The following is a 24328-nucleotide window of genomic DNA, read 5'->3' on the forward strand; positions in this document are numbered from 1 at the left end:
CTCAGGCGGGGTCGAGCCGCAGCGCGACGGAGTTGATGCAGTAGCGCTGGTCGGTCGGGGTGGGGTAGCCCTCGCCCTCGAACACGTGGCCCAAGTGGGAGCCGCAGCTCGCGCAGCGGACCTCGGTGCGCACCATGCCGAGCGACCGGTCGCTGATCAGCTGGACGTTCTCTGCCTTGCTCGGGTCGTAGAACGAGGGCCACCCGCAGTGCGACTCGAACTTCGTGTCGCTGCGGAAGAGCTCGGTGCCGCACGCGCGGCACGAGTAGACGCCCTCGCGGGTCTCGTCGGTGTACTCGCCCGTGAAGGGCCGCTCGGTCGCGGCCTGGCGCAGCACCGCGTACTCCTCGGGGGAGAGCTGGGCGCGCCACTGCTCGTCGGTGCGCTGGACCGGGTACGTCTGTGCATCGCTCATGCATCGACCGTACGTGTGGTGCGCGGCGTCCGCGCGGCCGGGAAGATGGTTGCTCCTGCTAACGTTCTACTGCTCGATGTCACGGCTCCCGCAACGGCGAGGGACCCGGCGCCCCGTGCGCGCCCGGCACCGCCAGGTGGCACCGCGAGAAGAGACCGCGTCACTCCGAGGAGCACAGCCATGTCCGTCGCCACCACCCAGCGCCCCGCCTCGCGCGGGCTGTCCCGGCACGCCACCTGCGTGCACGACGGCGAGTGGGTCTACCGGGTCACCCTGACCGGCACCCACTGGTACCGCTGCACCGGCTGCGACGTCGAGGCGCCCGAGTCGGCGCTGCGCGGCGCCGCCTGACCGACCGTCCGGTAGGTCCCTCGGCGGGGTGATCGGGGCGGCGCTGCCCGCTCGCTATCCTGGCGGCTCGTGCCCAGGACAGTGGAAGGCCTTCCTCGATGACCGTACGCCGTGTCGCCCTGCTCACCGCCGGAGGGCTGGCGCCCTGCCTGTCCTCCGCCGTCGGGGGCCTCATCGAGCGCTACACCGAGATCGCGCCCGAGGTGGAGATCATGCTCTACCCCGACGGCTACGCCGGCCTGCTCGAGGGCCGCGGCACGCTGGTGACCCCCGAGGGGCGCGCGCAGGCGGGCAACCTGCACCGCTTCGGCGGCAGCCCGATCGGCAACAGCCGGGTCAAGCTCACCAACGTCAAGAACCTGGTCGAGCGCGGGCTGGTCGCCGAGGGCGCGAACCCGCTGCAGGTCGCCGCCGAGCAGCTGCAGAGCGACGGCGTCGACGTCCTGCACACCATCGGCGGGGACGACACCAACACCACGGCCGCCGACCTGGCCGCCTACCTCGCCGAGCACGACTACGCGCTCACGGTGGTGGGCCTGCCGAAGACCGTCGACAACGACGTGATCCCGATCCGGCAGAGCCTCGGCGCCTGGACGGCCGCGGAGCAGGGCGCGCTGTTCGCCCGCAACATCCTCAACGAGACGACCTCGAACCCGCGGATGCTCATCGTGCACGAGGTCATGGGCCGCCACTGCGGCTGGCTCACCGCCGCCACGGCCAAGGCCTACCGCGACGCGCTGGTCGCTGACGAGCGCGCCGGCCGCTTCGCCCCGGCGCTCGGCCTCGACGCCCGGCGCCTCGACGTCCACGGCGTCTACCTGCCCGAGCTCGAGTTCGACATCGAGGCCGAGGCGACCCGCCTCCAGGCGCTCATGGACGAGCTGGGCGGGGTCAACCTGTTCGTCAGCGAGGGCGCCGGCGTCTCGACGATCATCGCCGAGCTCGAGGCACGCGGCGAGGAGGTCCAGCGCGACCCCTTCGGCCACGTCAAGATCGACACGATCAACCCGGGTGCCTGGTTCGCCAAGCAGATGGCCGCCAAGGTCGGCGCCGAGAAGACGATGGTGCAGAAGTCGGGCTACTTCAGCCGGTCCGCGGCCGCCAACGCCGAGGACCTGCGCCTGATCAAGAGCTGCACCGACCTCGCGGTCGACGCGGCCCTCAAGGGCGAGCGCGGCGTCGTGGGCCACGACGAGGAGCGCGGCGGCGTGCTGCGGGCGATCGAGTTCGAGCGCATCAAGGGCGGCAAGGCGTTCGACACGACCACGCCGTGGTTCGTCGAGCTCATGGCGACGATCGGCCAGCCGGTCGGTGCGCCGGTCGCCGCCGACCACTGAGCCGGTGCCCGCGCTGAGGCGCGCCTGACGGAACGGATGACGACCACGGAGCGCACTCCTGCGGAGCTCGCCTCGGCTCTCGACGAGCTGGAGCGCCGGCGCGGTCTCGGCGTCGACGCGACGCTGGCCGAGGCCGTGCAGGCCCAGGAGCAGGCTGCGGCGCTCGAGGAGCCCGTCCTCGAGCGCCGGGCCGTGCTCGTGCAGTCCGACATGCTGGGCCGCAAGGGCGACCTCGCCGCCAGCGCGCAGCGGGTGTGGAGCGTGCACCAGTGGGCGATGGCCCACGAGAACCGCCCGCTGCTCGCGCGCAGCCACCGGCTCCTGACGCGTACGTTCCACAACCTCGGCGACGACTCCGCGAGCCTCGAGCACGCGGTGCTCGCCATGGAGGCGGCCGACGACGACACGGCGCCGGTGCTGCGCACCAGCCTGCTGTCCAACCTGGCCGACGCGCTGGGCAACAACGGCTCGTACCAAGCGGCCTACGAGCGCTACGCCGAGGCCGAGCGGCTGCTGGTGGCGCTCGACGCCCCTGAGGACCTGATCAACGTCCTCAACAACCACGCCTTCACGAGGTTCGAGGCCGGTGACCTGGCGACCGCCCAGCGCCTGGCCGGGCGGATGCTCGAGGTGTCGGAGTCGCGCGGGCTGGCTCTCAACCCCGGCATGCTCGACACCCTCGCGGCAGTCCGCCTCGCCGCCGGCGACTACGCGGCGGCCGAGCAGAGCGCGCTCGACGCGGTCGAGTTCATCAAGAGCGGGCGCTACCACCAGGTCGAGCTGCTCGCCCAGCACCTCGTGACCCTCGCGCGGGCGCGCCGGCTGCGCGGCGACCTCGAGAGCGCCGAGCGCGCGGTGCAGGAGGCGCTGAGCCGCTGCGAGGACTCGGACCTGCGCGGCTTCCGCGTACGCGCCCTGGCCGAGGCGGCCGCCGTGGCCGCCTCGACGGGGCAGTGGCAGCGTGCCTACGAGCTGCACGTCGCCTTCCACGACGAGGGCGAGGTGCTCACGTCGGCGCAGCGCGAGGCGGCCGCCCGCACCCGCCAGGCCATCTTCGAGACCGACGAGGCGCGCGCGGCGGCCGAGCGCTTCCGCGAGCAGGCGCTGCGCGACTCGTTGACCGGCCTGCGCAACCGGCGCTACTTCGACGAGGAGCTCGAGTCGATGCTCCAGGGCGCCGCGCCTGAGCAGCTCGTGCTCGCGCTGGTCGACCTCGACCACTTCAAGCACGTCAACGACACCTACTCCCACGAGGTGGGTGACAGCGTCCTGCGCGCGACGGCCGAGCTGCTCGAGGCCTGCCTGCGCGAGCGCAGCCCGGGCGACGGATGCTTCGCCGCCCGCATCGGCGGGGAGGAGTTCGGCATCGTCCTCCCCGGCGTCGCGCTCGACGACGCCACCTCGTTCGCCGAGCTGCTGCGCGTCCGGATGCGCAGCCACGACTGGAGCCCGCTGCTCCACGACGACGTCCAGACCATCAGCGTCGGGCTGGCCGTCGGAGCGGTCGGCCAGGGCGCTGCGAGCATCCTGCGCGAGGCCGACGCCAACCTCTACGCCGCCAAGGCGAGCGGGCGCGACCAGGTCGCGTGGACGCCCGCCGACGACGCGGCGGACCGGCGGCTCTACCGCTGAGGGCTCCGGACCTCGCTGTCCGTCGCGTTGAAGGTCCTCAACGCTGGGCAGCAGTGCTTGTCGCGCGCGTCGCCTGCCGGTAGGGTTCGAACACACGTTCGAACGACGGGAGGTGGTCTCGTGCGACCTGCAGGTCAGGTGCCTGTGGTGGGCTACGAGCCGCCGCCGGCGGACGCCACGTGGTCGGGCGAGCTGGTCGACCCCGAGGAGCTCGAGGACTGGGTCGACTGGTCCGACACGCAGTGGTCGGACGCGCAGTGGGCGGACGCGCACGGGATCGATGTCAGCCGGGCGGCGGGCGGTGACGAGTGGGGGCTGCTCGCGCGCCCGGGGCAGCTCTCCGGTGAGGTGCTGGCGGGGACGGCGCCCTCGACGGCGTTGGTGGCGGCGTTGTGCGCGGTCGCGGACCCGCGCGAGGCGGGCGCGTCGAGCTGGTGGGTGGACCCGGCCGGCCCGCGGCAGGAGTCGCGGGCGTTGGACGAGGCCGAGCTGATGGTCGGTGTCGCACAGGCCTGGGACCGGGTCGCCTCATGGGCTTGCGCGCGGCGGGAGACTGCGGTGCAGCAGGCCCGGACGCTGATGGTGGCGATGCCGGCTCCGGACCCGGTGGGGGTGCCGCGCTGGTCCGGGGCGGAGGCCGCCGCCGCCGAGCTGGCTGCGGCGCTGCGGATCTCCCCGCGGTCGATCGACGCCCGCCTGGAGCGCGGGGCCCGCCTGCACACCGCGCACCCGGGCGCGCTGTGGCTGCTGGAGCAGGGCCTGCTCAGCTGGGCGCACGCCGGAGCTGTGGTGGACGCGTGCGCGCCCCTGGCGGATCCGGCGCTGGTGGCGGCGGTGGAGGCGCGGGTGCTGCGCGCCGCGCCTGAGCAGACCCCCGCCCAGCTTCGGCGCTCGCTGGCGCGGGCGGTGGCCCGGGTCGACCCGGCCGGGCACGCCGCCCGCCACGAGCAGGCTGCGAGCGAGTCGGTCGGGGTGCGGATGGTGGCGCTGCCCGACGCCCTCGTCATGATCACTGCGGTGCTGCCCGCGCCGGCCGGGCGGAGCGTGCTCGGCGCCCTGGACACCCTCGCGACCGCGATGCGCGCCACCACCAGCACCACCGAGGACGACGCCACCACCAGCCGGGACGGCGACACCGCCGGCGGCACCGACGGCGGTGTCGGAGCGGGCGCGGGTCGGTCGGGGTCACGCAGGCGGGTGGGTGCGGCTGAGCGCGCGGACGCGTTGGTCGCGCTCGCCGCCGCGCTCGCCGCCCACCCCGAGCTGGTCCCCGGGCTGCTCGACGCCGAGCCCGCCCGCCCACTGGTCCGGGTCACGATCAGCGCCGCGACCCTGCTCGGACTCGCCGACGAGCCGGGTGAGCTCGCCGGCTACGGCCCGATCCCAGCCGGCATGGCCCGCGCGCTGGCCGCGGACGGCGTCTGGGCCCGGTTCGTCACCGACCCGGCCACCGGGCAGCTGCTCGAGGCCAGCCCGTACCGCTACACCCCCAGCGCCCGGACCCGCGCCTTCGTCCTGGCCCGCGACCAGACCTGCCGGCACCCCGGCTGCGCCACCCGCGCCGAGGCCACTGACCTCGACCACGTCGCACCGTTCGACCACGCAGACCCGCCCCGCGGCGGACCCACCACCCCCGCCAACCTGGCACCCCGCTGCCGGCGCCACCACAACCTCAAGACCTGGTACGGCTGGCGCACGCGCACCACACCCGACGGTGCCGTAGTCCACCGCACACCACTCGGGCGCACCTACACCGTGCCCGTCCCACCCCAACCCACCACCGAGCCGTGGTGACGGGTCGAGGTGTGCCGCGCTGAGGTGATCCCACCGGGTCGTGCTCGGCCGAGAGGGCAGTTAGTCGCCGACGTAGTCGGGGTCGGTGAACTCGCCGCCCTGGAGCGCGGGGTGCTCCGCTCCGGGCCATCGCTCGGCCCAGGCCTCCGCGTCGTCCTGGGGGTGGTAGCCGAGCACGTCCCAGCCCTCGGTGGAGAAGAACGAGCGCGTGTTGGCCGAGACGCCGTAGCACGTGAGCGGCGAGCGGACCGGCGCCGTCAGCGCAGCCGTCACCAGCCGGACGGTGTCGCCGTGGCTGAGCCAGCCCCAGAGGTACCCGGGTGCCACCGGCTCGGCGCCGAAGCCGATGATCCGCAGGTTCACGACCTCGAGGCCGTAGCGGTCGGCGTACATCGAGCCGAGGTGCTCGCCCCAGAGCTTGCTCAACGCGTAGAACGTGTCGGGGCGCGACGGCGCACCTGGAGCGACGGTCTCGCCCCACGGGTAGAAGCCCGAGACGTGGATGCTGCTCGCGAAGACGACTCGCCGCACGCCCTGCCTACGGGCCGCCTCGTAGACCGACCAGGTGGTGCGTACGTTGCTGTCCTGGATCTGGTCGAAGCTCGCCTCGTGCGCGCGGGCGGCGAGGTGCACCACCGCGTCGACGCCGGCCAGTGCGTCTTCCGTCGCCGCGAGGTCGCGCAGGTCGACCGTCCGGACGTCCTCACCAGGGTGGCGGCGCTCTGTGGGGACGATGTCGAGCAGTCGCAGCGTGAACAGCGCAGGATCCAGCCCGGTGCGCAGCGCCGAGCCGATGCCGCCGGCGGCACCCGTGACTGCGACCGTCAGTGGACTCATCGGCCGTCCTCTCGCTACAGCTCCGCTCGGCACAGCATGATGCACGTGCGCCTGCGCACCCCTGCGAGACGGACCGCTACGGCCACGTGTGGCGGGTCGAGCGCCCGGTCGCGCCGCGCGTGCCGGTCAAGGCGAGGTAGGCGCCAGGGCGAGGTAGTAGCGTCGCGCCATGGCCTCACCGTTCACCGAGGTCGAGGTCGGTGACCGTGTCGTCAAGGTGACCAACCCCGACCGCGTCTACTTCAGCGCCCGTGGCGAGACGAAGCTCGACCTCGTCAACTACTACCTCGCGGTGGGCGACGGGATCGTGCGCGCGCTGCGCGAGCGGCCATGCATGCTGCAGCGGTTCCCCGAGGGCGCCGAGGGCGAGAAGATCTACCAGAAGCGGGTGCCGACCTCGCACCCCGACTGGCTGCAGACCGTACGCGTCAAGTTCCCCAGCGGTCGGCACGCCGACGAGCTGTGCGTCACCCACCTCGCCGACGTGGTGTGGTGCGTGCAGATGTCGACGGTCGAGTTCCACCCGTGGCACTCCCGGCGCGCCGACACCGAGCGCCCGGACGAGATGCGCATCGACCTCGACCCGCAGCCGGGCACCGACTTCGACGACGCGCGCCGCGTGGCGCTCGAGGTCATCAAGCCGATGCTCGACGAGCTCGGCTGGGTGGGCTGGCCCAAGACCAGCGGCAACCGCGGCATGCACATCTACGTGCGCATCGAGCCGACCTACGAGTTCACCGACGTGCGCCGCGCTGCCCTGGCCTTTGCGCGCGAGGCCGAGCGGCGGGCGCCCGACCTCATCACCACCAAGTGGTGGAAGGAGGAGCGCGGCGAGCAGATCTTCGTCGACTACAACCAGAACGCGCGCGACCGCACGATCCGCTCGGCCTACTCCGTGCGGGCCTCGCCCGACGCCCGCGTCTCGACACCGCTGACATGGGGCGAGCTGGCGCACGTCGACCCGACGTCGTTCACCATCGCCACCGTGCCTGCGCGCTTCGCCGAGCTCGGCGACGTGCACGCCGGCATCGACGACGTGGCGGTGGGCATCGACCCGCTGCTCGAGTGGGCCGAGAAGGACGCGGTCGACCGCAAGCTCGAGGACGCGCCCTACCCGCCCAACTTCCCGAAGATGCCGGGTGAGCCGTCACGCGTGCAGCCGAGCCGCGCGAGGAAGCCCGCGAGCGACTAGTCCTGCTTGTCGAACGTCACGTCGACCTGCTCGAAGCCCTTGCTGCGAGCGGCTTTCGCGGTGCCGGTGTAGGTCTTCTCGTCGCCCGGGGTCAGGTCCACGTCGTCGGTGAACGGCGTGAGCAGCGCCCGCGGCCACAGGCGGTCGACGCGCACGACGTTGATCTCGGCGCACAGCACGGTGGCGGCCGACGCGAGGTAGAGGAACGCGAGCAGGCCCAGCACGACCGCGAACAGGCTGTTGACGGCGCTGGCGCTGCGCACGACGTGCGAGACGTAGGTGGCGCCGAAGCTCTGCAGCAGCTGGTAGACCACGGCCGCGCACACCGCCCCGGGGATGACCTGCCGGATGGTCAGCGACCGGGTCGTCGCGTGCCGGAAGGCGAGGACGAAGACGCCGGTGTTGACCACGACCGAGCCGGCCACGAAGCCCGCGCGCACGACGAGCTGCCACCACGTACCGTGCCCCTCGGTCAACGCGCCGGCGCCGGCCGCCAGCGACGAGAGCACCGCGGTCAGCGCCACTGCGACCCCTGCGGTCGCGAGCAGCGCCAGTCCGCGGAGGCGGGCGAGGAGCGGGTTCGGCCGGTTGTTGCGCGGCACCTGCCACACGGTGTTCATGGCGTTCTGCACGGCCTGGCCGATGCCGAGCCCGCCGTACAGCGCGCCGAGCAGTCCGATGACCAGACCGGTCGGGCCGCCGCCGATGCCGGCGGGGTTCTCGTCCAGCTGCTGGCGGGCGATCGGGAACTGGTGCAGCGCCGAGCCGACCACGGCGTCACGTGCCGACGCGTCGCCGGCGAGGACGAAGCCGGTCACGGTCGAGAGCAGCAGGAGCAGCGGGAACAGGGAGATGAAGCCGTAGTAGGTGATCAGCGCGGCGAGGTAGGGGCCCTGGTCGTCGGCGTACTTGTAGACCACAGCGATGGGCAGGCCCAGCGCGGGGCGGCGCTGCTGCAGCCGGTCGAGGCGGGCGGAGAGCGGCACGGGCACCTTCCCACTCCGGTCACGTCGTGTGACAAAGGGCACGGTTCCCCACCGGCGCCGCGTGGAATCACACTGTCAGTAGCGCTGTTGAGCATCACAGACGCCGCAACACGAAGGGGGAGTGCCATGATCGACACCGTGGAGATGCACGAGGCCGGCTCCGAGGAGATCGTGCTCGTCGCCAACCCGAAGCGCATCCGCCTCTAGCTCGTCCTCCGCTCCCAGAGCCCCGCAGCCACGACGGCTGCGGGGCTCTTCTGCGTCCGCGTCCTGTGCAAGACGCTCTAGGACACGACGCGGTCGGTGCCCGCCACGACGTGGAGCACCGGCTTGCCCGTCGCCTCGCGCACCCGGGAGGCCCAGTCGCGGCGCAGCGCCTCCTCGACCAGGTGCGGCGCGGTGACGACGATGACCTCGTCGGCGCGGGTGGCGGCCGTCACGGCATCGCCCACGGGGTCGTCGCCGGCCAGCTCGCCGCCGGCCTGCACGCCGACCTCCGACAGAGCGGCGAGCGAGGCGTCGAGGGCGGTCTGCGCGTAGCCGCTCGGGTCGCTGCGCAGCTCGGTACGCGGCACCAGCCGCCCGAGGGCCACCTCGTCGAGCGTGTCGACCAGGGTCGGGGCGTGCGTCTCGACCGGCACCAGCACGTGGGCCTGCACGGGCTCGTCGCCGTGGAGGGCGGCGATGCGGGCGACGTCGTGCGCCGTCAGCGCATCCTCGGTGAGGACCAGGATCGTGTACACGCGCTCACCGTACCGGTCAGGCTCCCGACAGCACCTCGCCGAGGTCGTAGCTCACCGGCACCTCGAGCTGGGCGTAGGTGCAGCTCTCGGGCGTGCGGTCCGGTCGCCAGCGGTTGAACTGCGCGGTGTGCCGGAAGCGGGTGCCTTCCATGTGGTCGTAGCGCACCTCCACCACGCGCTCCGGGCGCAGCGCCACCCACGAGAGGTCCTTGCCGGCGTTCCACCGCGACTGGGCGCCCGGCAGGCGGCCCTCGGCGTGCGCCTCTGCCTCGGCCCACTGCTGCCACGGGTGGCCGGTGGGGTCGTCCATGCGCAGCGGCGCGAGCTCCTCGACCAGCTCGGCGCGCCGCTTCATCGGGAACGAGGCGGAGACGCCGACGTGCTGCAGCGCTCCGTCGGCCGCGTAGAGCCCCAGCAGCAGCGAGCCGACGACGTCGCCGCTCTTGTGCCACCGGAAGCCGGCGACGACGCAGTCGGCGGTGCGCTCGTGCTTGATCTTGAGCATCGCCCGGACGTCGGGCTGGTAGGCGGTCGCCGTCGGCTTCGCGACCACGCCGTCGAGCCCGGCGCCCTCGAACGACTCGAACCAGCCCCGGGCCACCGACACGTCGTCGGTGGCCGAGGTGACGAATACCGGGGCCCGGGCTGCGCTGAGAGCCTGCGTGAGGCGAGCACGGCGCTCGGCGAAGGGCAGCGGCACCAGGTCGTCGTCGCCCAGGGCCAGCAGGTCGAACGCGACGAAGGAGGCGGGCGTCTCGGCGGCGAGCCGGTCGACGCGCGACTTGGCCGGGTGGATGCGCTGCAGCAGCGCCTCGAAGTCGAGGGTGTCGCCCGTCGCGCTCGGCACGATGACCTCGCCGTCGACGACGCAGCGCTCGGGCAGCTGCTCGAGGACGGCCGCGACCACCTCGGGGAAGTAGCGCGTCAGCGGCCGCTCGTTGCGCGACCCGAGCTCCACCTCGTCGCCGTCGCGGAAGACGATGCAGCGGAAGCCGTCCCACTTGGGCTCGTAGAGGTAGTCCCCGGTCGGGATGTCCTTGACGGCCTTCGCGAGCATCGGCGCCACGGGCGGCATCACGGGCAGCTGCATGTCCGGCATCCTGGCACGCCGGACCGACAGGGATGCTGGTCACGTGCACCGACTCGCACCAGGCCGGCGGACGCTGGCGTCGCTCCTCGCCACCTCGGGCGCGCTCCACTTCGCCCATCCCGAGCCGTTCGTGCGCATCGTGCCGCCGATGATCGGCCACCAGCGGACGTGGGTGTACGTGAGCGGTGCGGCGGAGCTCGGATGCGCGGCGGGTCTGCTCGCCCGCGGTCGCGTCCGCCGGGCGGCCGCTCTGTCCACGGCGGCCCTGCTCGTGGCGGTGTTCCCCGCCAACGTGTGGATGGCGTGGTCGGCGTGGCGCGACCGCCGGTCCGTGGCCTACCTGCTCGCCACGCTCGTACGCCTGCCGCTGCAGGTGCCGCTGGTCGCGGCCGCGCTCAGCGTCCGGTGACCCCGTCGACCATCTCGCGCAGGATGTCGGCGTGCCCCGCGTGACGGGCGGTCTCGCCGGTCATGTGGGCGAGCACCCACCGCAGCGGCAGCTGACGGCCGTCCACCGCTCGCGCCATGGGCGCTGCCGGGTCGTCGATCTCCCGGATGCGCTGGTCGCTCTCGGCGATGGCGGTGCGGTAGGCCTCGAGGACCTGCGCCACGCTCGCCGACCTGGGCGCCTCCATGGCCATGTCGGCCGACTCCTCGGGCACGTCAAGGCGGAGGTGGTAGCCGAACCAGTAGCGCTCGCAGCCGGTGAGGTGGTGGACCAGACCGAGCAGGGACGTGCCGCTGGGCACGCCGGGACGGCGCAGCTGCTGCTCGTCGAGCCCGGAGGTCTTCTTCAGCACGCTGGAGCGCACGAAGCCCAGGAACGCCAGCGCCACCTCCAGCTCGCTGCCGTCGGGGCGGGGGACCGGCTCGCGCTGCGACTCCGTCACCGCTCGAACCTACGCCCCTCCGCGGCCGTAGCGGAGGAACAGCGAGCCGTCCTCCTCCAGCACGCCGGTCAGTGCGAGGCCGGCGAACAGCGACGGCCCGTGCAGCACCCGGGGCGCGTCGCCGGCGCGCAGCTGCGGCGAGACGGTGAGGCAGAGCTCGTCGAGCCGGTCCGCCGCGACGACGTCGCGCAGCAGGCCCGGGCCGCCCTCGCACAGCACGCGCTCGAGACCCCGCTCGGCGAGCTGGTCCACCGCGGACGCGAGGTCGACCTCGTGCTCGCCGGCGACCACCACGTCGGCCACCTCGGCGAGCGCCGCGACGCGGGCGGGGTCGGCGGCCTCGCTGGTCACGACGAGGGTGCGGGCGCCGCCGGTGAACAGGGCCGAGCCGAGGTCGAGGTCGAGCGCCCGCGAGACCACGGCGATGGCCGCCGTGGGCGGCTGTCCGGCCGCCGCCCGGCGCTCGGGGAACGTCTCCTTGGGCAGCACCGCTGCGTACCCCTCGGCGCGTACGGTGCCCGCCCCCACCAGCACCACGTCCGCCAGCGCGCGCAGTACGCGGAAGACCCGGCGGTCGGCGGCGGAGGACAGGCCGCGGCTGCGGCCGTCGGCGGTGGCAGCGCCGTCCACGGAGGCGACCATGTTGCCGCGCACCCACGGGCGGTCGACGGGGTACGCGTACGCCTCGAACAGCGCGTCGTCGTCGAGCGGTCCGGCGGGGGAGGGGAGCAGTCGCTGCACCCGGCGCAGTCTGGCAGGCCACGTAGAGTCGTGCGCCGTGACCGCAGCCGAGCTCCGCGACGTCGACCGGCTCTCCGACAGGGCGCCGCGCGTGTCGCCGGAGCGGCTGGTCGCCGAGCTGGTGCCGCCGCCGCACTTCGCCGAGGCACGTTTCGAGACCTACGTGCCCGACCCCGCGCAGCCGACGCAGGCGGCTGCCGTCGCGGCGCTGTCGGGCTTCGCCGCAGAGCTGTCGTCCCCGCCGAAGAAGGGGCTGTTCCGGCGGGCTGCGCCGACCGGGCCGGGCGGGGTCTACCTCGACGGCGGCTTCGGCGTGGGCAAGACGCACCTGCTGGCCTCGCTGTGGTTCGCCGCGCCCGGGCCCAAGGCGTTCGGCACCTTCGTCGAGTTCACCAACCTGGTCGGCGCGCTCGGCTTCGCCCGGACCGTCGACGCGCTGGGGCAGCACCGCCTGGTCTGCATCGACGAGTTCGAGCTCGACGACCCGGGTGACACGGTGCTTGTCTCCTCGCTGCTCTCGAGGCTGTCCGAGCGCGGGGTGCGCCTGGCGGCGACCAGCAACACGCTGCCCGGCGCCCTGGGCGAGGGCCGCTTCGCCACGCAGGACTTCCTGCGCGAGATCCAGGGCTTGTCGGAGCGGTTCGCCTCCGTGCGCATCGACGGCGAGGACTACCGGCACCGCGGCCTGCCGTTGGCACCGCAGCCGCTGTCGGACGACGAGGTGCGCGCCGCAGCAGGGGCGCGCGACGGCGCCACGCTCGACGAGTTCGCCGTGCTGCTCGCGCACCTCGCGTCCGTGCACCCCAGCCGCTACGGCGCGCTGCTCGACGGGGTGGCCGCGGTGCACCTGCTCGGCGTCACGCCGGTGGCCGACCAGAACGCGGCGCTGCGGCTCGTGGTGCTGGCCGACCGGATGTACGACCGTGACATCGTCGTGCGCGCCAGCGGCGTGCCGCTCGACCAGCTGTTCCCCGACGAGCTGCTGCGCGGCGGCTACCGCAAGAAGTACCTCCGCGCGCTCTCCAGGCTCACCGCCCTGGCGCGCTGACCGGGTTCACCAGCCGTGGCGGTCCAGCACCTGCACCGACGGGCCTGACGGTCCAGGCACCTCGACGGCCACGCGCTCCTTCGCGCTGATCCCCACCACCCGCGAGCCGCGCGGGAGGGGCAGGTCCTTCGCGGCGTGGCCGTGGCGCCAGACGACCGGCCGGCACGGCGGCGGCCCGGCGCACGCGGCGACGTCGCCGTCGTAGCCGATCACCCCGCTCACGACGTCCACGCCGCCGGGCGCGACGAGGGCACGGCCGCGACCGTCGGGCTCCCAGAGCGCCAGGCCGCCCGTGCCCTGCCGCGCGACGTAGCTGCCCAGGACGTGGCCGTCCTGCGCCAGCGTGTGCGAGAGGTAGCCCGCGGGTGCCACGTCAGCGCCCCGCGGAGGCTGCAGCTGCGTCGTGCCGCCCGGGCCGCGCACGCTCGGGCGCACCCAGTGGGCGCCCTCCTCGTCGTAGCGGTAGTTCCAGCCCAGCAGCCGGCGACCGGGGGCGATGCCGAACGCCCCGTCCGGGACCGGCTGCCGGGTCCGCGTCGCAGGGTCCCAGATGGAGAACCCGGCGTAGATGAGCATGGCGTCGTCGTCGGCGATGCCGACGAAGTCGCCCTGGACCGGGTCGTTGACGGGGTACTGCTCCTCGGGCTGGGCGTCGGGACCGCGCCAGACGACCTGGTGGTCCTCCTCGCTCGAGTAGCCCTCCTCGTCCCATTCGTGGGTGAAGATCCGGCCGACGATCAGGTCGTGGCGGTTGACGGCGAAGACCTCCGAACGGTTCCCGAGCCCGGCCGTCTCCAGCACGTGCAGCGTGCCGTTCCGGTCGCTGGCGACCGCCTGCTCGTGGCCGGGGGGCCCGTTGGTGCCGACGACCAGGTCGTCGGTGATGCCGGCGTAGTTCCTCGACACCGGTCGGCGCGAGCGGCGGCCCCTCGGCAGCCGACGCGGGCGCGGCCAGGACGGTGGAGAGGAGCAGGACCACGGCGACGCGTACGGTGCGCACGCGCCGACCGTAGCCCTCCGGCTCACCCGACGGAAGGGCTCAGGCGTCGAGCTCCACGACGGCGACCGAGTCGGCCGGCAGGGTGAGTGCGGAGCCGGACAGGCGTACGCCGTCCTCGCTCGCCAGCAGCACCTCGCCGGTGACGGCGTGCTGCGCCTGCTCGGTCCCGAGGTTGGCGACCATCTGCACCACGCCGCGGCCGAGCACGACCACGGAGCCCTCGACCGAGAGCGTCACCTCGCTGAGCCGGGGGTCGGTGAGCTCAGGGCGCGTGCGCCGCAGCGCGATGAGCGAGCGGTACCACGCGAGCAGCCCGCGCTCGTCGCGCGCGCGCTCGTCCCAGTCGAGCACCGAGCGGTCGCGGGTCGCGGGGTCCTGCGGGTCGGGCACGTCCTCGGCGTCCCAGCCGTGGCCCGCGAACTCCTTGCGCCGCCCCTGCCGGATGGCCTCGGCCAGCTCGGGCTCCTGGTGGTCGGTGAAGTACTGCCAGGGCGTCGCCGCCGCGTACTCCTCGCCCATGAACAGCATCGGCGTGAACGGCGAGGCGAGCACGAGGGCGGCCGCGACCTTGAGCCGGCCGTCGGACAGCGTCGCGGCCAGGCGGTCGCCGGTCGCGCGGTTGCCGACCTGGTCGTGGGTCTGGGTGTAGGCGACGAAGCGGTACGCAGGGGTGAGCTCCCGGTCGACGGGCGCGCCGTGGTGCCTGCCGCGGAACGAGGACCAGGTGCCGGCGTGGAAGAACGCGCCGGTCATCGCGCGGGTCAGGGCGAGGTAGGGGTCCTCGGCGAAGTCGCTGTAGTAGCCCTGTCCCTCGCCGGTGACCAGCGCGTGGAGCGCGTGGTGCACGTCGTCGTCCCACTGCGCCGTCAGTCCGTAGCCCCCGGCCTCGCGCGGGCGCACGAAGCTCGCGTCGTTGCGGTCGCTCTCGGCGATCAACGACAGGGGTCGCCGCATCGCGGTAGACAAGCGGTCGACCTCGGCCGCGAGCTCGGCCAGCAGGTGGGTGGCGCGCTCGTCGACGAGCGCGTGGACCGCGTCGAGGCGCAGCCCGTCGATGTGAAACTCGCCGAGCCACTGCGTCGCGTTGTCGATGACCCAGCGGCGCACCTCGTCCGAGCCGGTGTCGTCGAGGTTGACGGCCTGGCCCCACGGGGTCGAGTGAAGGTCGGTGAAGTAGGGGCCGAAGCGCCCGAGGTAGTTGCCGCTCGGGCCCAGGTGGTTGTAGACGACGTCGAGCACGACGCCGAGACCTCGCGCGTGGCACGCGTCGACGAACCGCTTGAGCCCGTCGGGGCCGCCGTAGGGCTCGTGCACCGCGTAGAGGTGGACGCCGTCGTAGCCCCAGCCGTGGGTGCCGGGGAAGGCGGCCACCGGCATGACCTCCACCAGGTCGACACCGAGCTCGACGAGCGCGTCGAGGCGGCCGATCGCAGCGTCGAAGGTGCCCTCGGAGGTGAAGGTCCCGATGTGCAGCTCGTAGACCACCGAGCCCGCGAGCTGGCGACCGGTCCAGGCCGCGTCGGTCCACTCGAAGCGGTCCTCGTAGACGCGGCTCGCGGCGTGGACGCCCTCGGGCTGCCAGCGCGTGCGGGGGTCGGGGGTCGGGTCGCCGCCGTCGACGACGTAGGCGTAGTCGGTGCCGTGCTGGGCCTCCGGGACGTCGACCCCCCACCACCCCTGCGCCTGCGCGGACAGGGGCACGCGGCGCCCGCCGGTCTCGACCTCTACGGACTCGGCGTCAGGCGCCCACACTCGGAAGTACGTCACGGGTCGGAGCCTCCCACCGCGAGCGCCTCCCTAAGCCACCGGGAACCCGGAGCAACGACACGCGAACGTCACATCGCAGGAGCAGTCGCGAAACACGGCTCGGCGAGTGTGCTCCTCGCGGGGACGACGACCACGAGGGAGACTCTGTGACACCGACAGATGCGGACCTGGATGCCTACATCCGGACCCGTCTCGCCCTGCTGGGCATCGACATCAGCGTGCTCGCGCCGACCGGGCCCGCCGACCCCGCGACGGGCTCGCCCTCCCAGGAGGGGCTGCTGGCCAGCGTGCGCGGGCTGCTGACGGGCACGGTCCCGCAGATCTCGCCCTGGTTGCCGGCCGCCACGTCACCGGAGTACGCGCAGCAGCAGGCCGTTCCGGCCCTCTACCCCTCGATCCTCCAGGCCTGGAGCGGGAAGGTGCACGACTGATGAGGGACACACCGCTCGACGACACCGCCGCGCCGCTCGACAAGGGCATGGCCCGGCGCAGCTTCCTCGCCCGCACGCTCGCCGTGAGCGCGGCCGCGGCGGCCGGCGGCGCGACCCTCGCCCCGGGCCAGGCTCTCGCAGCCACGGGCGAGAAGCACTCCGACCCGAAGCCGGCGCCCACCCCGACGTTCTCGCCCGAGGCGTGGGTGAAGCCGCGGGCGGCCGCGGTCGCGGACATCACCGAGCTGACGGTGGCCGAGGCGGCCTACCAGATCCGCAGCGGAGCGGTGAAGCCCGCGGAGCTGGCCGCCGCGTACCTCGCGCGCATCGCCGAGCTCGACGGCACCTACAAGGCCTACAACGCGGTACGCAGCAGTGCCGTCGCCGCGGAGGCGAAGGCCGCGGGCCGGGGCGACGGCCGATCGCCGCTGCACGGCGTGCCGCTGTGCATCAAGGACAACTACTTCACCAAGGGCACCGAGACCACCGCCAACTCGACGATCTTCGAGGGCTTCGTGCCCGACTACGACGCGACGGCGGTGGCGCGGCTGAAGGCGGTCGGCGCGCTCGTCATCGGCAAGGGCCAGATGGGCCCGCTCGCGACGACCCGTGCCACCAAGCCCAACGGTGAGGTCACGACGGTCAACGCGTGGACGCCGACGGACCCCAGCTACGACCCCGGCGGCTCCTCGAGCGGCCCGGCGACCTCCACGGCGGCCCGTCTCGCGGCGTCGAGCATCGGCACGCAGACGGGTGGCTCGATCATCCTGCCCTCGGCGCAGCAGGGCCTGACCGGCCTCAAGCCGACGATGGGTCGTGTCTCGATCCACGGCGTCATCCCGCTCAGCTTCACCCGCGACCACTCCGGACCACTGGCTCGCACAGCGATGGACGCGGCCATCATGCTGACCGCCATGGCGGGCGCCGACCCGGCCGACCCGCGCACCCTGGGCCTGCCCAAGCCGGCCGACTACGTCAAGGCCGCTGCTCCCGTGGTCACCGGTGGCAAGCCCTCGATCCGCTGGCGCACGAAGATCGGCGTTCCGCCGGGCTACGTCAGCGGGCCGCAGGCGGCGCAGCGCAAGGCCTACCTCGACACCCTCGAGTCGATCCACAAGGTCGACCTGGTCGACGTGGCCCTGCCCGACGAGTGGGCGCTGCTGACCGGCGCCTTCAACGCCGTGCGGCTGCCCGAGCGCACCGAGCCGTTCCTGCCGTTCCTGCGAGAGGACGTGCGGCTGTTCGGCGTCTCGCTCGGCTCGTGGATCCAGGGGCTCTTCCTCTCCGGTGACGAGTTCATCACCGGCCAGCGGGCCAAGGCCGAGCTGCTCGACCGGGTCTACGCGACCTTCTTCGAGCACTGCGACGTCGTGCTGCAGACCGACGTGGTCCCCTTCGACATCCTCGGCCTGCCGGAGATCACCATGCCGATCGGCTTCACCACCTCACCCAACGGCGCGACGGTGCCGGTCGGCGCGATCCTCGGTGCGTCGGCCTACGCGGAGGACCGGCTGCTCGCGGTCGCCGCGGCCTACCAGCAGGTGACCGACTGGCACCTGCGTCGGCCGGCCGACCCGCCGAAGGCTGCGGCTCACCGCCTCTCGCTCTCCGCGCCGCTGCGGCTGTCGTTCGAGGAGGCCACCGCCCAGACGGCCTGACCCGCAACCGCGGCGAGGACGGCGAACAGCGCCGCCTCGCCGCGGTAGTGGAGGACCACTGCGTACCTCGCTGCCTCGGCGAGCAGGATCGCGGGTACGGCTGCGGCCCCCACCGCACGCCACCCGACGCTCGGGCCCTGCCTGCAGAGCCAGCCCGCGCCGGCGAACACCGGGCCGGCGACCAGACCCAGGACCGCCCAGGTGCTGACGTGGGCGCCCACCGGGAAGCCACGTGCTCCCGCTGTGAGGTAGTAGCCCGCGACCTCGGCCACGCACAGCAGCGCTCCTGCGGGGAGCGCCAGCGCCAGGGTGGGGGCCAGCACCCCGACGACGAAGGCCGGCGCCACCCAGGGCGAGGCTGCGTTCGCGAGCGCGGACCACGGCCCGTGGAGGACGGTCTGGGCCCACGACGTGGCGGCGCCGACCACCAGGCCGACGACGGCAGCGCGGAGCAGGGTGGGAGTCATGGTCCTGACCGTAGGCACTCCCGCGTGGCCAGGCCTCCGCCTCGGGTGCCGGTCGGCGGTACTCCAGGACCGGTCTAGCGCAGCCGCAGGCGCACCACGCGGAGACCGCCCGGTACTCGCAGGTCGCCTTCGACGCGGGCGGGATCGCAGTCGAGCGTGACCGGCTCGCTGGCGTCGACCACCGCGAAGAGCTCGTCGCCGCGGCGGGTCCAGCGCACCCACGGCTCGTCGGACGGGCGGGCGAGCGACGGGTCCACCGGCGTCACGGCGTTCACCACGTCGGCATTGACCGCCATCCAGTCGGCGAGGCCCTCGAGGCACCGGCGCTGCAGCTCAGGCACGCGGCCTGCGGCGTCCGGGCCGACGTTGAGGAGCAGGGTGCCGCCGCGCGACACCACGTCGACGAGGAGCTTGACCGCAGCAGGGCCGTCGAGGTGGTGGCTGGCGTCCTCCACCGAGTTGTAGCCGAACGACAGTCCGATGCCCCGGGTGTTCTGCCAGGGGCCGGTGCCCTCGACGGAGGTGCCGAGCTGGTACTCACTGGTCCGGAAGTCCCAGTGCGTCAGCCCCCGCCGGTCGTTGACGACACCCTCCGGCGCTGCGGCGTAGAAGCGGTCGAAGACGTCGGCGATGCTGAAGTCGCTCTCGGGCTTGCCGGCGTCGGGGTACTCGATGTCGCCCCACAGCAGGTCGGGGCGGTAACGCTCGACCAGGTCGACCAGGTGCGCGTGGGCGTAGCGGGCGTAGGTCTCGTCGTTGGGCCGGTGCTCCGAGAAGTCGTCGGTCGTCAGCGGCGGGAACGGCGCCGCGTGCCAGTCAAGACCACCGGAGTAGTAGACCCCGAAGCGCATGCCGGCCGCCCTCGTCGCGTCGGCGAAGGCGGCCACCAGGTCGCGACGGGGCCCGCGGTGCACGGTGTTGCGCGTGCCCGTGCCGGGCGCGTCCCACAGGGCGATGCCGTCGTGGTGCTTGGTGACCGGGACCAGGTAGGACGCGCCGGCCCTGCGGAAGAGCTCGACCATGCCGGCCGGGTCGAACTCCTCCGCATGCCACTGGTCGAGGAAGTCGTCGTACGGTGCGCCGCCGTGCACCTGCTGGTGGTGCAGCTGCGCCGGCGACGCGTCGATGCGGATGGTGTTCGCGTACCACTCGGCGTAGGGGTTGTGGACGAACCAGTACGCCGGGTCCACCGCCCCCAGCTCGCCCGTCGGCTCCGCCCACGCGGGCACCGAGTAGGCACCCCAGTGGACGAAGATCCCGAGCCCGGCCTCCGCGAACCAGCGGGGCACCGGGCGCACGAAGCGCTCGTAGGCCGCGGGGCGTACGGGTTCGTCAGCGAACATCGACACCGCAGGTCACCTCGTCAGCAGCGCCACCGGCAGCGTCCCGAGGAGGTCGGCGAGACGTACGTCGCCGCCGCTCCTCGTGCCGCCACCGAGCCGGTCGGTCCACGTGCCCTCGGGCAGCGCGACCGTCGCGTCGCCCCAGCCGCCGCTGCGCGCCAGCCCTTCGGGCAGCCGCGTGACGACGACCGCCACGTCGTCGCCGCGCAGGAAGGCCACGGCGTGGGGCGAGCTGGAGGCCAGCGGGGTGTAGCCGGCGGCCGCGTCGAAGGACCCCGGCCGCTCGGCGCGCAGCCGCATGGCACGGCTGGTGACGAGCAGCTTCTCGGCGTCCACGCCGTCGGCCGCGGCGCCCCCGTCGAGCGACTGGAGGAGGTCGCGTCGGCGGTCGTAGTCGACCGGCCGGCGGTTGTCGGGGTCGACGAGGGACAGGTCGACGAGCTCGGTGCCCTGGTAGACGTCGGGCACGCCGGGCATCGTCAGCTGCACGAGCTTCTGGCCCAGCAGGTTGGCGCGGGCGGCGGGAGCGAGGCGCTCGACGAACCTCGACACAGCGGCGACGACCTCGTCGTCGGCGAGCACCGACTCGGCGAAGCCCTTGACCGCCGCGTCGTAGGCCTCGTCGGGGGAGGTCCACGTGGTGTGCACCTTCGCCTCGCGCGTGGCCTTCTCGAGGTAGCCGGTGAGCCGCTCGGCGTCGATCGGCCAGGCTCCGACGACCGTCTGCCACACGAGGTGCTCGGTGGACGGGTCGGGCCAGCCCTCGCTGCTGCGGTGCTTGGCGGTGAGGGCGCGCCACTCGGTCACCGCGGTGGCCCACTCGGCGGCGATCTCGCTGAGGACGGCGAGCCGGGCCCGCACGTCCTCGGAGCGCTTGGTGTCGTGCGTCGACAGGCTGGTCATCGCCAGCGGCCAGCGCTCCTGCTGCCCGGCGGCCCACTCGTGGAACTCGTCGGCCGAGACGCCGAAGCGCGTCGGGTCGCCGCCGACCTCGTTGAGCGCGACCAGCGGGTGCCAGCGGTAGAACGCGGTGTCCTCGACGCCCTTGGCCATCACCGGCCCGCAGGTCTGCTGGAAGCGGGTGAGGAACTCGTCGCGCTTCGGCCCTCGGCCCAGGCGGCCGAGGACCAGCTCGCGCACCAGGTCGAGGGTGTCGTGCCGCTCCTCGGGCAGGTGCGCGCGCGCGACCTCGGTCGCCTCGTCGACGACCCGCACGGCCTCGGCCGACGGCTCCTCGCCGGGGACGACGTAGGCGCGGTAGACCGGGAAGGCGACCAGCAGCTCGACGATGGCCTCGCGCAGGCCGCGACGGGTGTGGTCGCGGTGGTGCACGTCGTCGGAGGCGACCGCGGCCGCCACCTCGACCAGCCGGGCGACCTCGGCGTAGAGCGCGTGCTCCACGACCCAGCGCTTGGACTCCTCGACGACGGCGGCGAAGTCGGTCCCGAGCCCGGTCAGGGAGTCGTAGAAGGTGGTCAGCGGCTCCTGCCCGGCGGGGTCGACGAACAGCCCGCAGACGCGCAGCATCGCGTCGTAGCCGGTGGTGCCGGCGCACGGCCAGTCCTCCGGCAGCTGCTCGTGCCCCTCGAGGATCTTCTCGACGACGACCCACGCGCCGCCCGTGGCCGCGTCGAGGCGGCGCAGGTAGCCGCGCGGGTCGGCGAGGCCGTCGGGGTGGTCGATGCGCAGGCCGTCGATGCCGCCCTCTCGCAGCAGCGCGAGCAGCACGGCGTGGGTCTCGGCGAAGACCGCCTCGTCCTCGACCCGCAGCCCGGCCAGGGTGTCGATGTCGAAGAAGCGGCGGTAGTTGAGCTCCTCGTCGGCGACCCGCCAGTAGGCCAGGCGGTACCACTGCCGGTCGACGAGCTGCGGCATCGGCAGCGACTCCGTGCCCGGGCGCACCGGGAACACGTGGTCGTAGTAGCGCAGCAGCGGCTCGTCGCCCTTGAGGTCGAGGGTGAGCTCGCCGCCGTCGAGCACCTCGCCGATGCGCGAGCCGAGCACCGGCATCAGCAGCGCGTGCGACTCGACCGACCAGTCCACGTCGAACCACCGGGCGTAGGGCGAGCCCGGCCCGTCGCGCAGCACCGACCAGAGGGCGCCGTTCAGCGTCTCCGGTGTCGGCACGGCCATGTGGTTGGGCACCACGTCGACGACGGCGCCGAGCCCGGCCGCGCCCAGGCGCTCGCGCAGCTGCGCGAACGCCTGAGCGCCACCGAGGTCGTCGCTGAGCCGGGTGTGGTCGACCACGTCGTAGCCGTGGGTGCTGCCCGGCGCGGCCTGCAGCACCGGCGAGAGGTAGACGTGCGAGACCCCCAGGTCACGCAGGTAGTCGACCTGCTGCGCGAGGTCGGCGAAGCCCCACTCCGGCCGCAGCTGCAGCCGGTAGGTGCCGGTCGGCACCGGCCGGCCGCTCGGTGTGCTGGGCATCAGTGCGCCCGGCGCATGATCAGCAGCGAGCGCGGCTCCACCTCGATGTCGTTGCCGGCCTTGACCGGCGGACGGTCCTCCACCAGGGGAGCGGCGGTGTCGAGCTCGACGTCCCACGCCGAGCCGTAGGCGCCGTCCGGCATCGTGAAGGACACCGGCTCGTGCGAGGCGTTGAAGGCGAGGATGAACGAGTTGTCGCTCACCGCCTGGCCGCGCTCGTCGGGCTCGCTGATGGCGTCGCCGTTGAGGAACACGCCGACGGCCTTGGCCTCGGCCTGGTCCCAGTCGCCTCCGCCCATCAGCTCGCCGCTCGGCTTGAACCAGGCGATGTCGCTGATGGCGTCCTCGGTGCCCCGGATCGGGCGGCCGTGGAAGAAGCGGCGGCGGCGGAAGACCGGGTGCTCACGGCGCAGGCGCACGACCCGCTGGGTGAACTCGAGCAGCGACCACTCGGCGCGCGACTCCTTCCAGTCGACCCACGCGATCTCGTTGTCCTGGCAGTAGACGTTGTTGTTGCCGCCCTGGGTGCGGCTCATCTCGTCGCCGTGCAGGATCATCGGCACACCCTGCGACAGCACGAGCGTCGCGAGGAAGTTGCGCTTCTGCTGCTCGCGCAGCGCGACGATGTCGACGTCGTCGGTCGGGCCTTCCGTGCCGCAGTTCCACGAGCGGTTGTGGCTCTCGCCGTCGGCCCCGCCCTCGCCGTTGGCCTCGTTGTGCTTGTCGTTGTAGGACACGAGGTCCTGCAGCGTGAAGCCGTCGTGGGCGGTGACGAAGTTGATGCTGGCGAAGGGCCGGCGCCGGTCGTCCTGGTAGAGGTCGCTCGAGCCGGTCAGGCGCGAGGCGAACTCCGCCAGGGTCGCCGGCTCGCCGCGCCAGAAGTCGCGGACGGTGTCGCGGTACTTGCCGTTCCACTCGGTCCACAGCGGCGGGAAGTTGCCGACCTGGTAGCCGCCCTCGCCGACGTCCCACGGCTCGGCGATGAGCTTGACCTGGCTGACGATCGGGTCCTGCTGCACGAGGTCGAAGAACGCCGACAGGCGGTCGACCTCGTGGAACTGGCGGGCCAGGGTCGAGGCGAGGTCGAAGCGGAAGCCGTCGACGTGCATCTCGGTGACCCAGTAGCGCAGCGAGTCCATGATCAGCTGGAGCACGTGCGGGTGGCGCATCAGCAGCGTGTTGCCGGTGCCGGTGGTGTCGTAGTAGTGCTGCGGGTCGCCGTCGACCAGGCGGTAGTAGGCCTGGTTGTCGATGCCGCGGAACGACAGCGTCGGGCCCATGTGGTTGCCCTCGGCGGTGTGGTTGTAGACCACGTCGAGGATCACCTCGATGTCGGCCTGGTGCAGCGCGCGCACCATCGACTTGAACTCGAGCACCTGCTCGCCGCGCTGGCCGCTCGAGGAGTAGGTGTTCTGCGGGGCGAAGAACCCGATGGTGTTGTAGCCCCAGTAGTTCTTCAGACCGCGCTCGACCAGGTGGTGGTCCTGCACGAACTGGTGCACCGGCATCAGCTCGACGGCCGTGACCCCCAGCGACTTCAGGTGGTCGATCATCACCGGGTGCGCGAGCCCCGCGTAGGTGCCGCGGATCTCCTCGGGGATGTCGGGGTGCTGGATCGTGAGGCCCTTGACGTGGGCCTCGTAGATCACCGTCTCGTGGTAGCCCCGGCGGGGGTGCCGGTCCTCCTGCCAGTCGAAGTAGGGGTTGATCACGACCGACTTCATGGCGTGCGGTGCCGAGTCCAGGTCGTTGACCTGGTCGGGCGCGTCGAACTTGTAGTCGAACAGCGCCTCGTCCCAGTCGATGTCGCCCTCGTATGCCTTCGCGTACGGGTCGAGCAGCAGCTTCGCGGGGTTGCACCGCAGCCCCTGCCCGGGGTCGCGGGGCCCGTGGACCCGGAACCCGTAGCGCTGCCCGGGGCGGACCCGGGGCAGGTAGCCGTGCCACACGAAGGCGTCGACCTCGGGGAGGTCGACCCGCGTCTCGGTGCCGTCCCTGTCGAACAGGCACAGCTCCACGCGCTCGGCAACCTCGGTGAACAGCGCGAAGTTGGTCCCCGCGCCGTCGAATGTCGCACCCAGGGGGTACGCGCTTCCCGGCCAGACCTCCATGCTCTCCCTCACGTCGTTCGTTCGTGTCCAGGGCGCGCGAGAGCGCGCCTGTTCGGCGCCCACCC

22 protein-coding genes are annotated in these 24328 nt (G+C 73.1%); 9 read left to right on the forward strand and 13 right to left on the reverse strand.

What is annotated here, in order from left to right; all coding sequences use genetic code 11:
* Window position 1 precedes the first annotated feature (1 nt).
* The gene (gene msrB, locus CLV35_RS06715; protein WP_121192684.1) at window positions 2–415 is read right to left on the reverse strand and encodes a peptide-methionine (R)-S-oxide reductase MsrB; all 414 of its coding nucleotides are present in this window, start codon (window positions 413–415) and stop codon (window positions 2–4) included.
* A gap of 180 nt (window positions 416–595) precedes the next feature.
* Between msrB and CLV35_RS19965 the strand changes: the two genes are divergently transcribed.
* The 4 genes from CLV35_RS19965 to CLV35_RS06730 all read left to right on the forward strand — a co-directional run bounded on the left by CLV35_RS19965 (window position 596) and on the right by CLV35_RS06730 (window position 5529).
* On the forward strand, window positions 596–766 hold the full coding sequence (locus CLV35_RS19965) for a hypothetical protein (RefSeq protein ID WP_183061854.1): 171 nt from the start codon (window positions 596–598) through the stop codon (window positions 764–766).
* A 98-nt stretch (window positions 767–864) separates the two neighbouring features.
* Window positions 865–2103: a pyrophosphate--fructose-6-phosphate 1-phosphotransferase gene (locus tag CLV35_RS06720; RefSeq protein ID WP_121192685.1), complete on the forward strand. Its 1239-nt coding sequence runs from the start codon at window positions 865–867 to the stop codon at window positions 2101–2103.
* Between the two features lie 36 nt (window positions 2104–2139).
* Window positions 2140–3735 carry a GGDEF domain-containing protein gene (locus CLV35_RS06725; protein ID WP_121192686.1) on the forward strand — a complete coding sequence of 532 codons (1596 nt, stop codon included), beginning with the start codon at window positions 2140–2142 and terminating at the stop codon, window positions 3733–3735.
* Between the two features lie 120 nt (window positions 3736–3855).
* Window positions 3856–5529 (forward strand): HNH endonuclease signature motif containing protein, encoded by a 1674-nt coding sequence (locus CLV35_RS06730; RefSeq protein WP_147431900.1) that lies wholly within the window; start codon window positions 3856–3858, stop codon window positions 5527–5529.
* A 60-nt stretch (window positions 5530–5589) separates the two neighbouring features.
* Here CLV35_RS06730 and CLV35_RS06735 read toward each other — a convergent pair whose 3' ends face one another.
* A complete protein-coding gene (locus tag CLV35_RS06735; protein WP_121192688.1) occupies window positions 5590–6366 on the reverse strand; it encodes an NAD-dependent epimerase/dehydratase family protein in 777 nt (258 codons plus the stop codon).
* A gap of 169 nt (window positions 6367–6535) precedes the next feature.
* Between CLV35_RS06735 and ligD the strand changes: the two genes are divergently transcribed.
* The gene (gene ligD, locus CLV35_RS06740) at window positions 6536–7558 is read left to right on the forward strand and encodes a non-homologous end-joining DNA ligase (RefSeq protein WP_121192689.1); all 1023 of its coding nucleotides are present in this window, start codon (window positions 6536–6538) and stop codon (window positions 7556–7558) included.
* Here the strand turns inward: ligD and CLV35_RS06745 are convergent.
* The 3 genes from CLV35_RS06745 to CLV35_RS06755 form a co-directional block, all read right to left on the reverse strand.
* Complete coding sequence (locus CLV35_RS06745) at window positions 7555–8544, reverse strand: YihY/virulence factor BrkB family protein (protein ID WP_121192989.1); 990 nt, start codon at window positions 8542–8544, stop codon at window positions 7555–7557. The genes ligD and CLV35_RS06745 overlap by 4 nt on opposite strands.
* Window positions 8545–8828: 284 nt before the next feature.
* Window positions 8829–9287, reverse strand: a complete 459-nt coding sequence (locus CLV35_RS06750) for an indole-3-glycerol phosphate synthase (RefSeq protein ID WP_121192690.1) — start codon at window positions 9285–9287, stop codon at window positions 8829–8831.
* Window positions 9288–9303: 16 nt separating this feature from the next.
* Window positions 9304–10377: an ATP-dependent DNA ligase gene (locus CLV35_RS06755; protein ID WP_121192691.1), complete on the reverse strand. Its 1074-nt coding sequence runs from the start codon at window positions 10375–10377 to the stop codon at window positions 9304–9306.
* A 43-nt stretch (window positions 10378–10420) separates the two neighbouring features.
* Between CLV35_RS06755 and CLV35_RS06760 the strand changes: the two genes are divergently transcribed.
* Entirely contained in the window at window positions 10421–10786 is a 366-nt protein-coding gene (locus CLV35_RS06760; RefSeq protein WP_121192692.1) for a DoxX family protein, read from the forward strand.
* Here the strand turns inward: CLV35_RS06760 and CLV35_RS06765 are convergent.
* A complete protein-coding gene (locus tag CLV35_RS06765; protein WP_121192693.1) occupies window positions 10773–11267 on the reverse strand; it encodes a DinB family protein in 495 nt (164 codons plus the stop codon). The genes CLV35_RS06760 and CLV35_RS06765 overlap by 14 nt on opposite strands.
* A 9-nt stretch (window positions 11268–11276) precedes the next feature.
* Window positions 11277–12008, reverse strand: coding sequence for a pyrimidine reductase family protein (locus CLV35_RS06770; protein ID WP_121192990.1), 732 nt, complete (start codon window positions 12006–12008; stop codon window positions 11277–11279).
* A gap of 37 nt (window positions 12009–12045) precedes the next feature.
* Between CLV35_RS06770 and zapE the strand changes: the two genes are divergently transcribed.
* The gene (zapE, locus tag CLV35_RS06775) at window positions 12046–13056 is read left to right on the forward strand and encodes a cell division protein ZapE (protein WP_231121563.1); all 1011 of its coding nucleotides are present in this window, start codon (window positions 12046–12048) and stop codon (window positions 13054–13056) included.
* A 6-nt stretch (window positions 13057–13062) separates the two neighbouring features.
* Here zapE and CLV35_RS06780 read toward each other — a convergent pair whose 3' ends face one another.
* Window positions 13063–13962, reverse strand: coding sequence for a hypothetical protein (locus tag CLV35_RS06780; protein ID WP_121192694.1), 900 nt, complete (start codon window positions 13960–13962; stop codon window positions 13063–13065).
* Window positions 13963–14095: 133 nt separating this feature from the next.
* Window positions 14096–15823: a malto-oligosyltrehalose trehalohydrolase gene (treZ, locus tag CLV35_RS06785; RefSeq protein ID WP_121192695.1), complete on the reverse strand. Its 1728-nt coding sequence runs from the start codon at window positions 15821–15823 to the stop codon at window positions 14096–14098.
* A gap of 146 nt (window positions 15824–15969) precedes the next feature.
* Between treZ and CLV35_RS06790 the strand changes: the two genes are divergently transcribed.
* Window positions 15970–16254, forward strand: a complete 285-nt coding sequence (locus tag CLV35_RS06790; protein ID WP_121192696.1) for a hypothetical protein — start codon at window positions 15970–15972, stop codon at window positions 16252–16254.
* Window positions 16254–17912, forward strand: a complete 1659-nt coding sequence (locus tag CLV35_RS06795) for an amidase (protein ID WP_121192697.1) — start codon at window positions 16254–16256, stop codon at window positions 17910–17912. The genes CLV35_RS06790 and CLV35_RS06795 overlap by 1 nt, the downstream gene beginning before the upstream one ends.
* On the opposite strand, the gene CLV35_RS06800 is transcribed toward CLV35_RS06795, so the two are convergent.
* From CLV35_RS06800 to glgX, 4 genes are all read right to left on the reverse strand, one after another.
* Window positions 17846–18379 carry a DUF6518 family protein gene (locus tag CLV35_RS06800; RefSeq protein ID WP_121192698.1) on the reverse strand — a complete coding sequence of 178 codons (534 nt, stop codon included), beginning with the start codon at window positions 18377–18379 and terminating at the stop codon, window positions 17846–17848. The genes CLV35_RS06795 and CLV35_RS06800 overlap by 67 nt on opposite strands.
* Window positions 18380–18453: 74 nt before the next feature.
* On the reverse strand, window positions 18454–19722 hold the full coding sequence (locus tag CLV35_RS06805) for an alpha-L-fucosidase (RefSeq protein WP_231121603.1): 1269 nt from the start codon (window positions 19720–19722) through the stop codon (window positions 18454–18456).
* Between the two features lie 12 nt (window positions 19723–19734).
* Window positions 19735–22152, reverse strand: coding sequence for a malto-oligosyltrehalose synthase (gene treY, locus CLV35_RS06810; RefSeq protein ID WP_121192700.1), 2418 nt, complete (start codon window positions 22150–22152; stop codon window positions 19735–19737).
* A complete protein-coding gene (gene glgX / locus CLV35_RS06815; protein WP_121192701.1) occupies window positions 22152–24263 on the reverse strand; it encodes a glycogen debranching protein GlgX in 2112 nt (703 codons plus the stop codon). Before glgX ends, treY begins: the two co-directional genes overlap by 1 nt.
* Between the last annotated feature and the right edge of the window lie 65 nt (window positions 24264–24328).

Origin of the sequence: Motilibacter peucedani, from assembly GCF_003634695.1 — a bacterium.
GTDB classification, from domain to species: Bacteria; Actinomycetota; Actinomycetes; order Motilibacterales; family Motilibacteraceae; genus Motilibacter; species Motilibacter peucedani.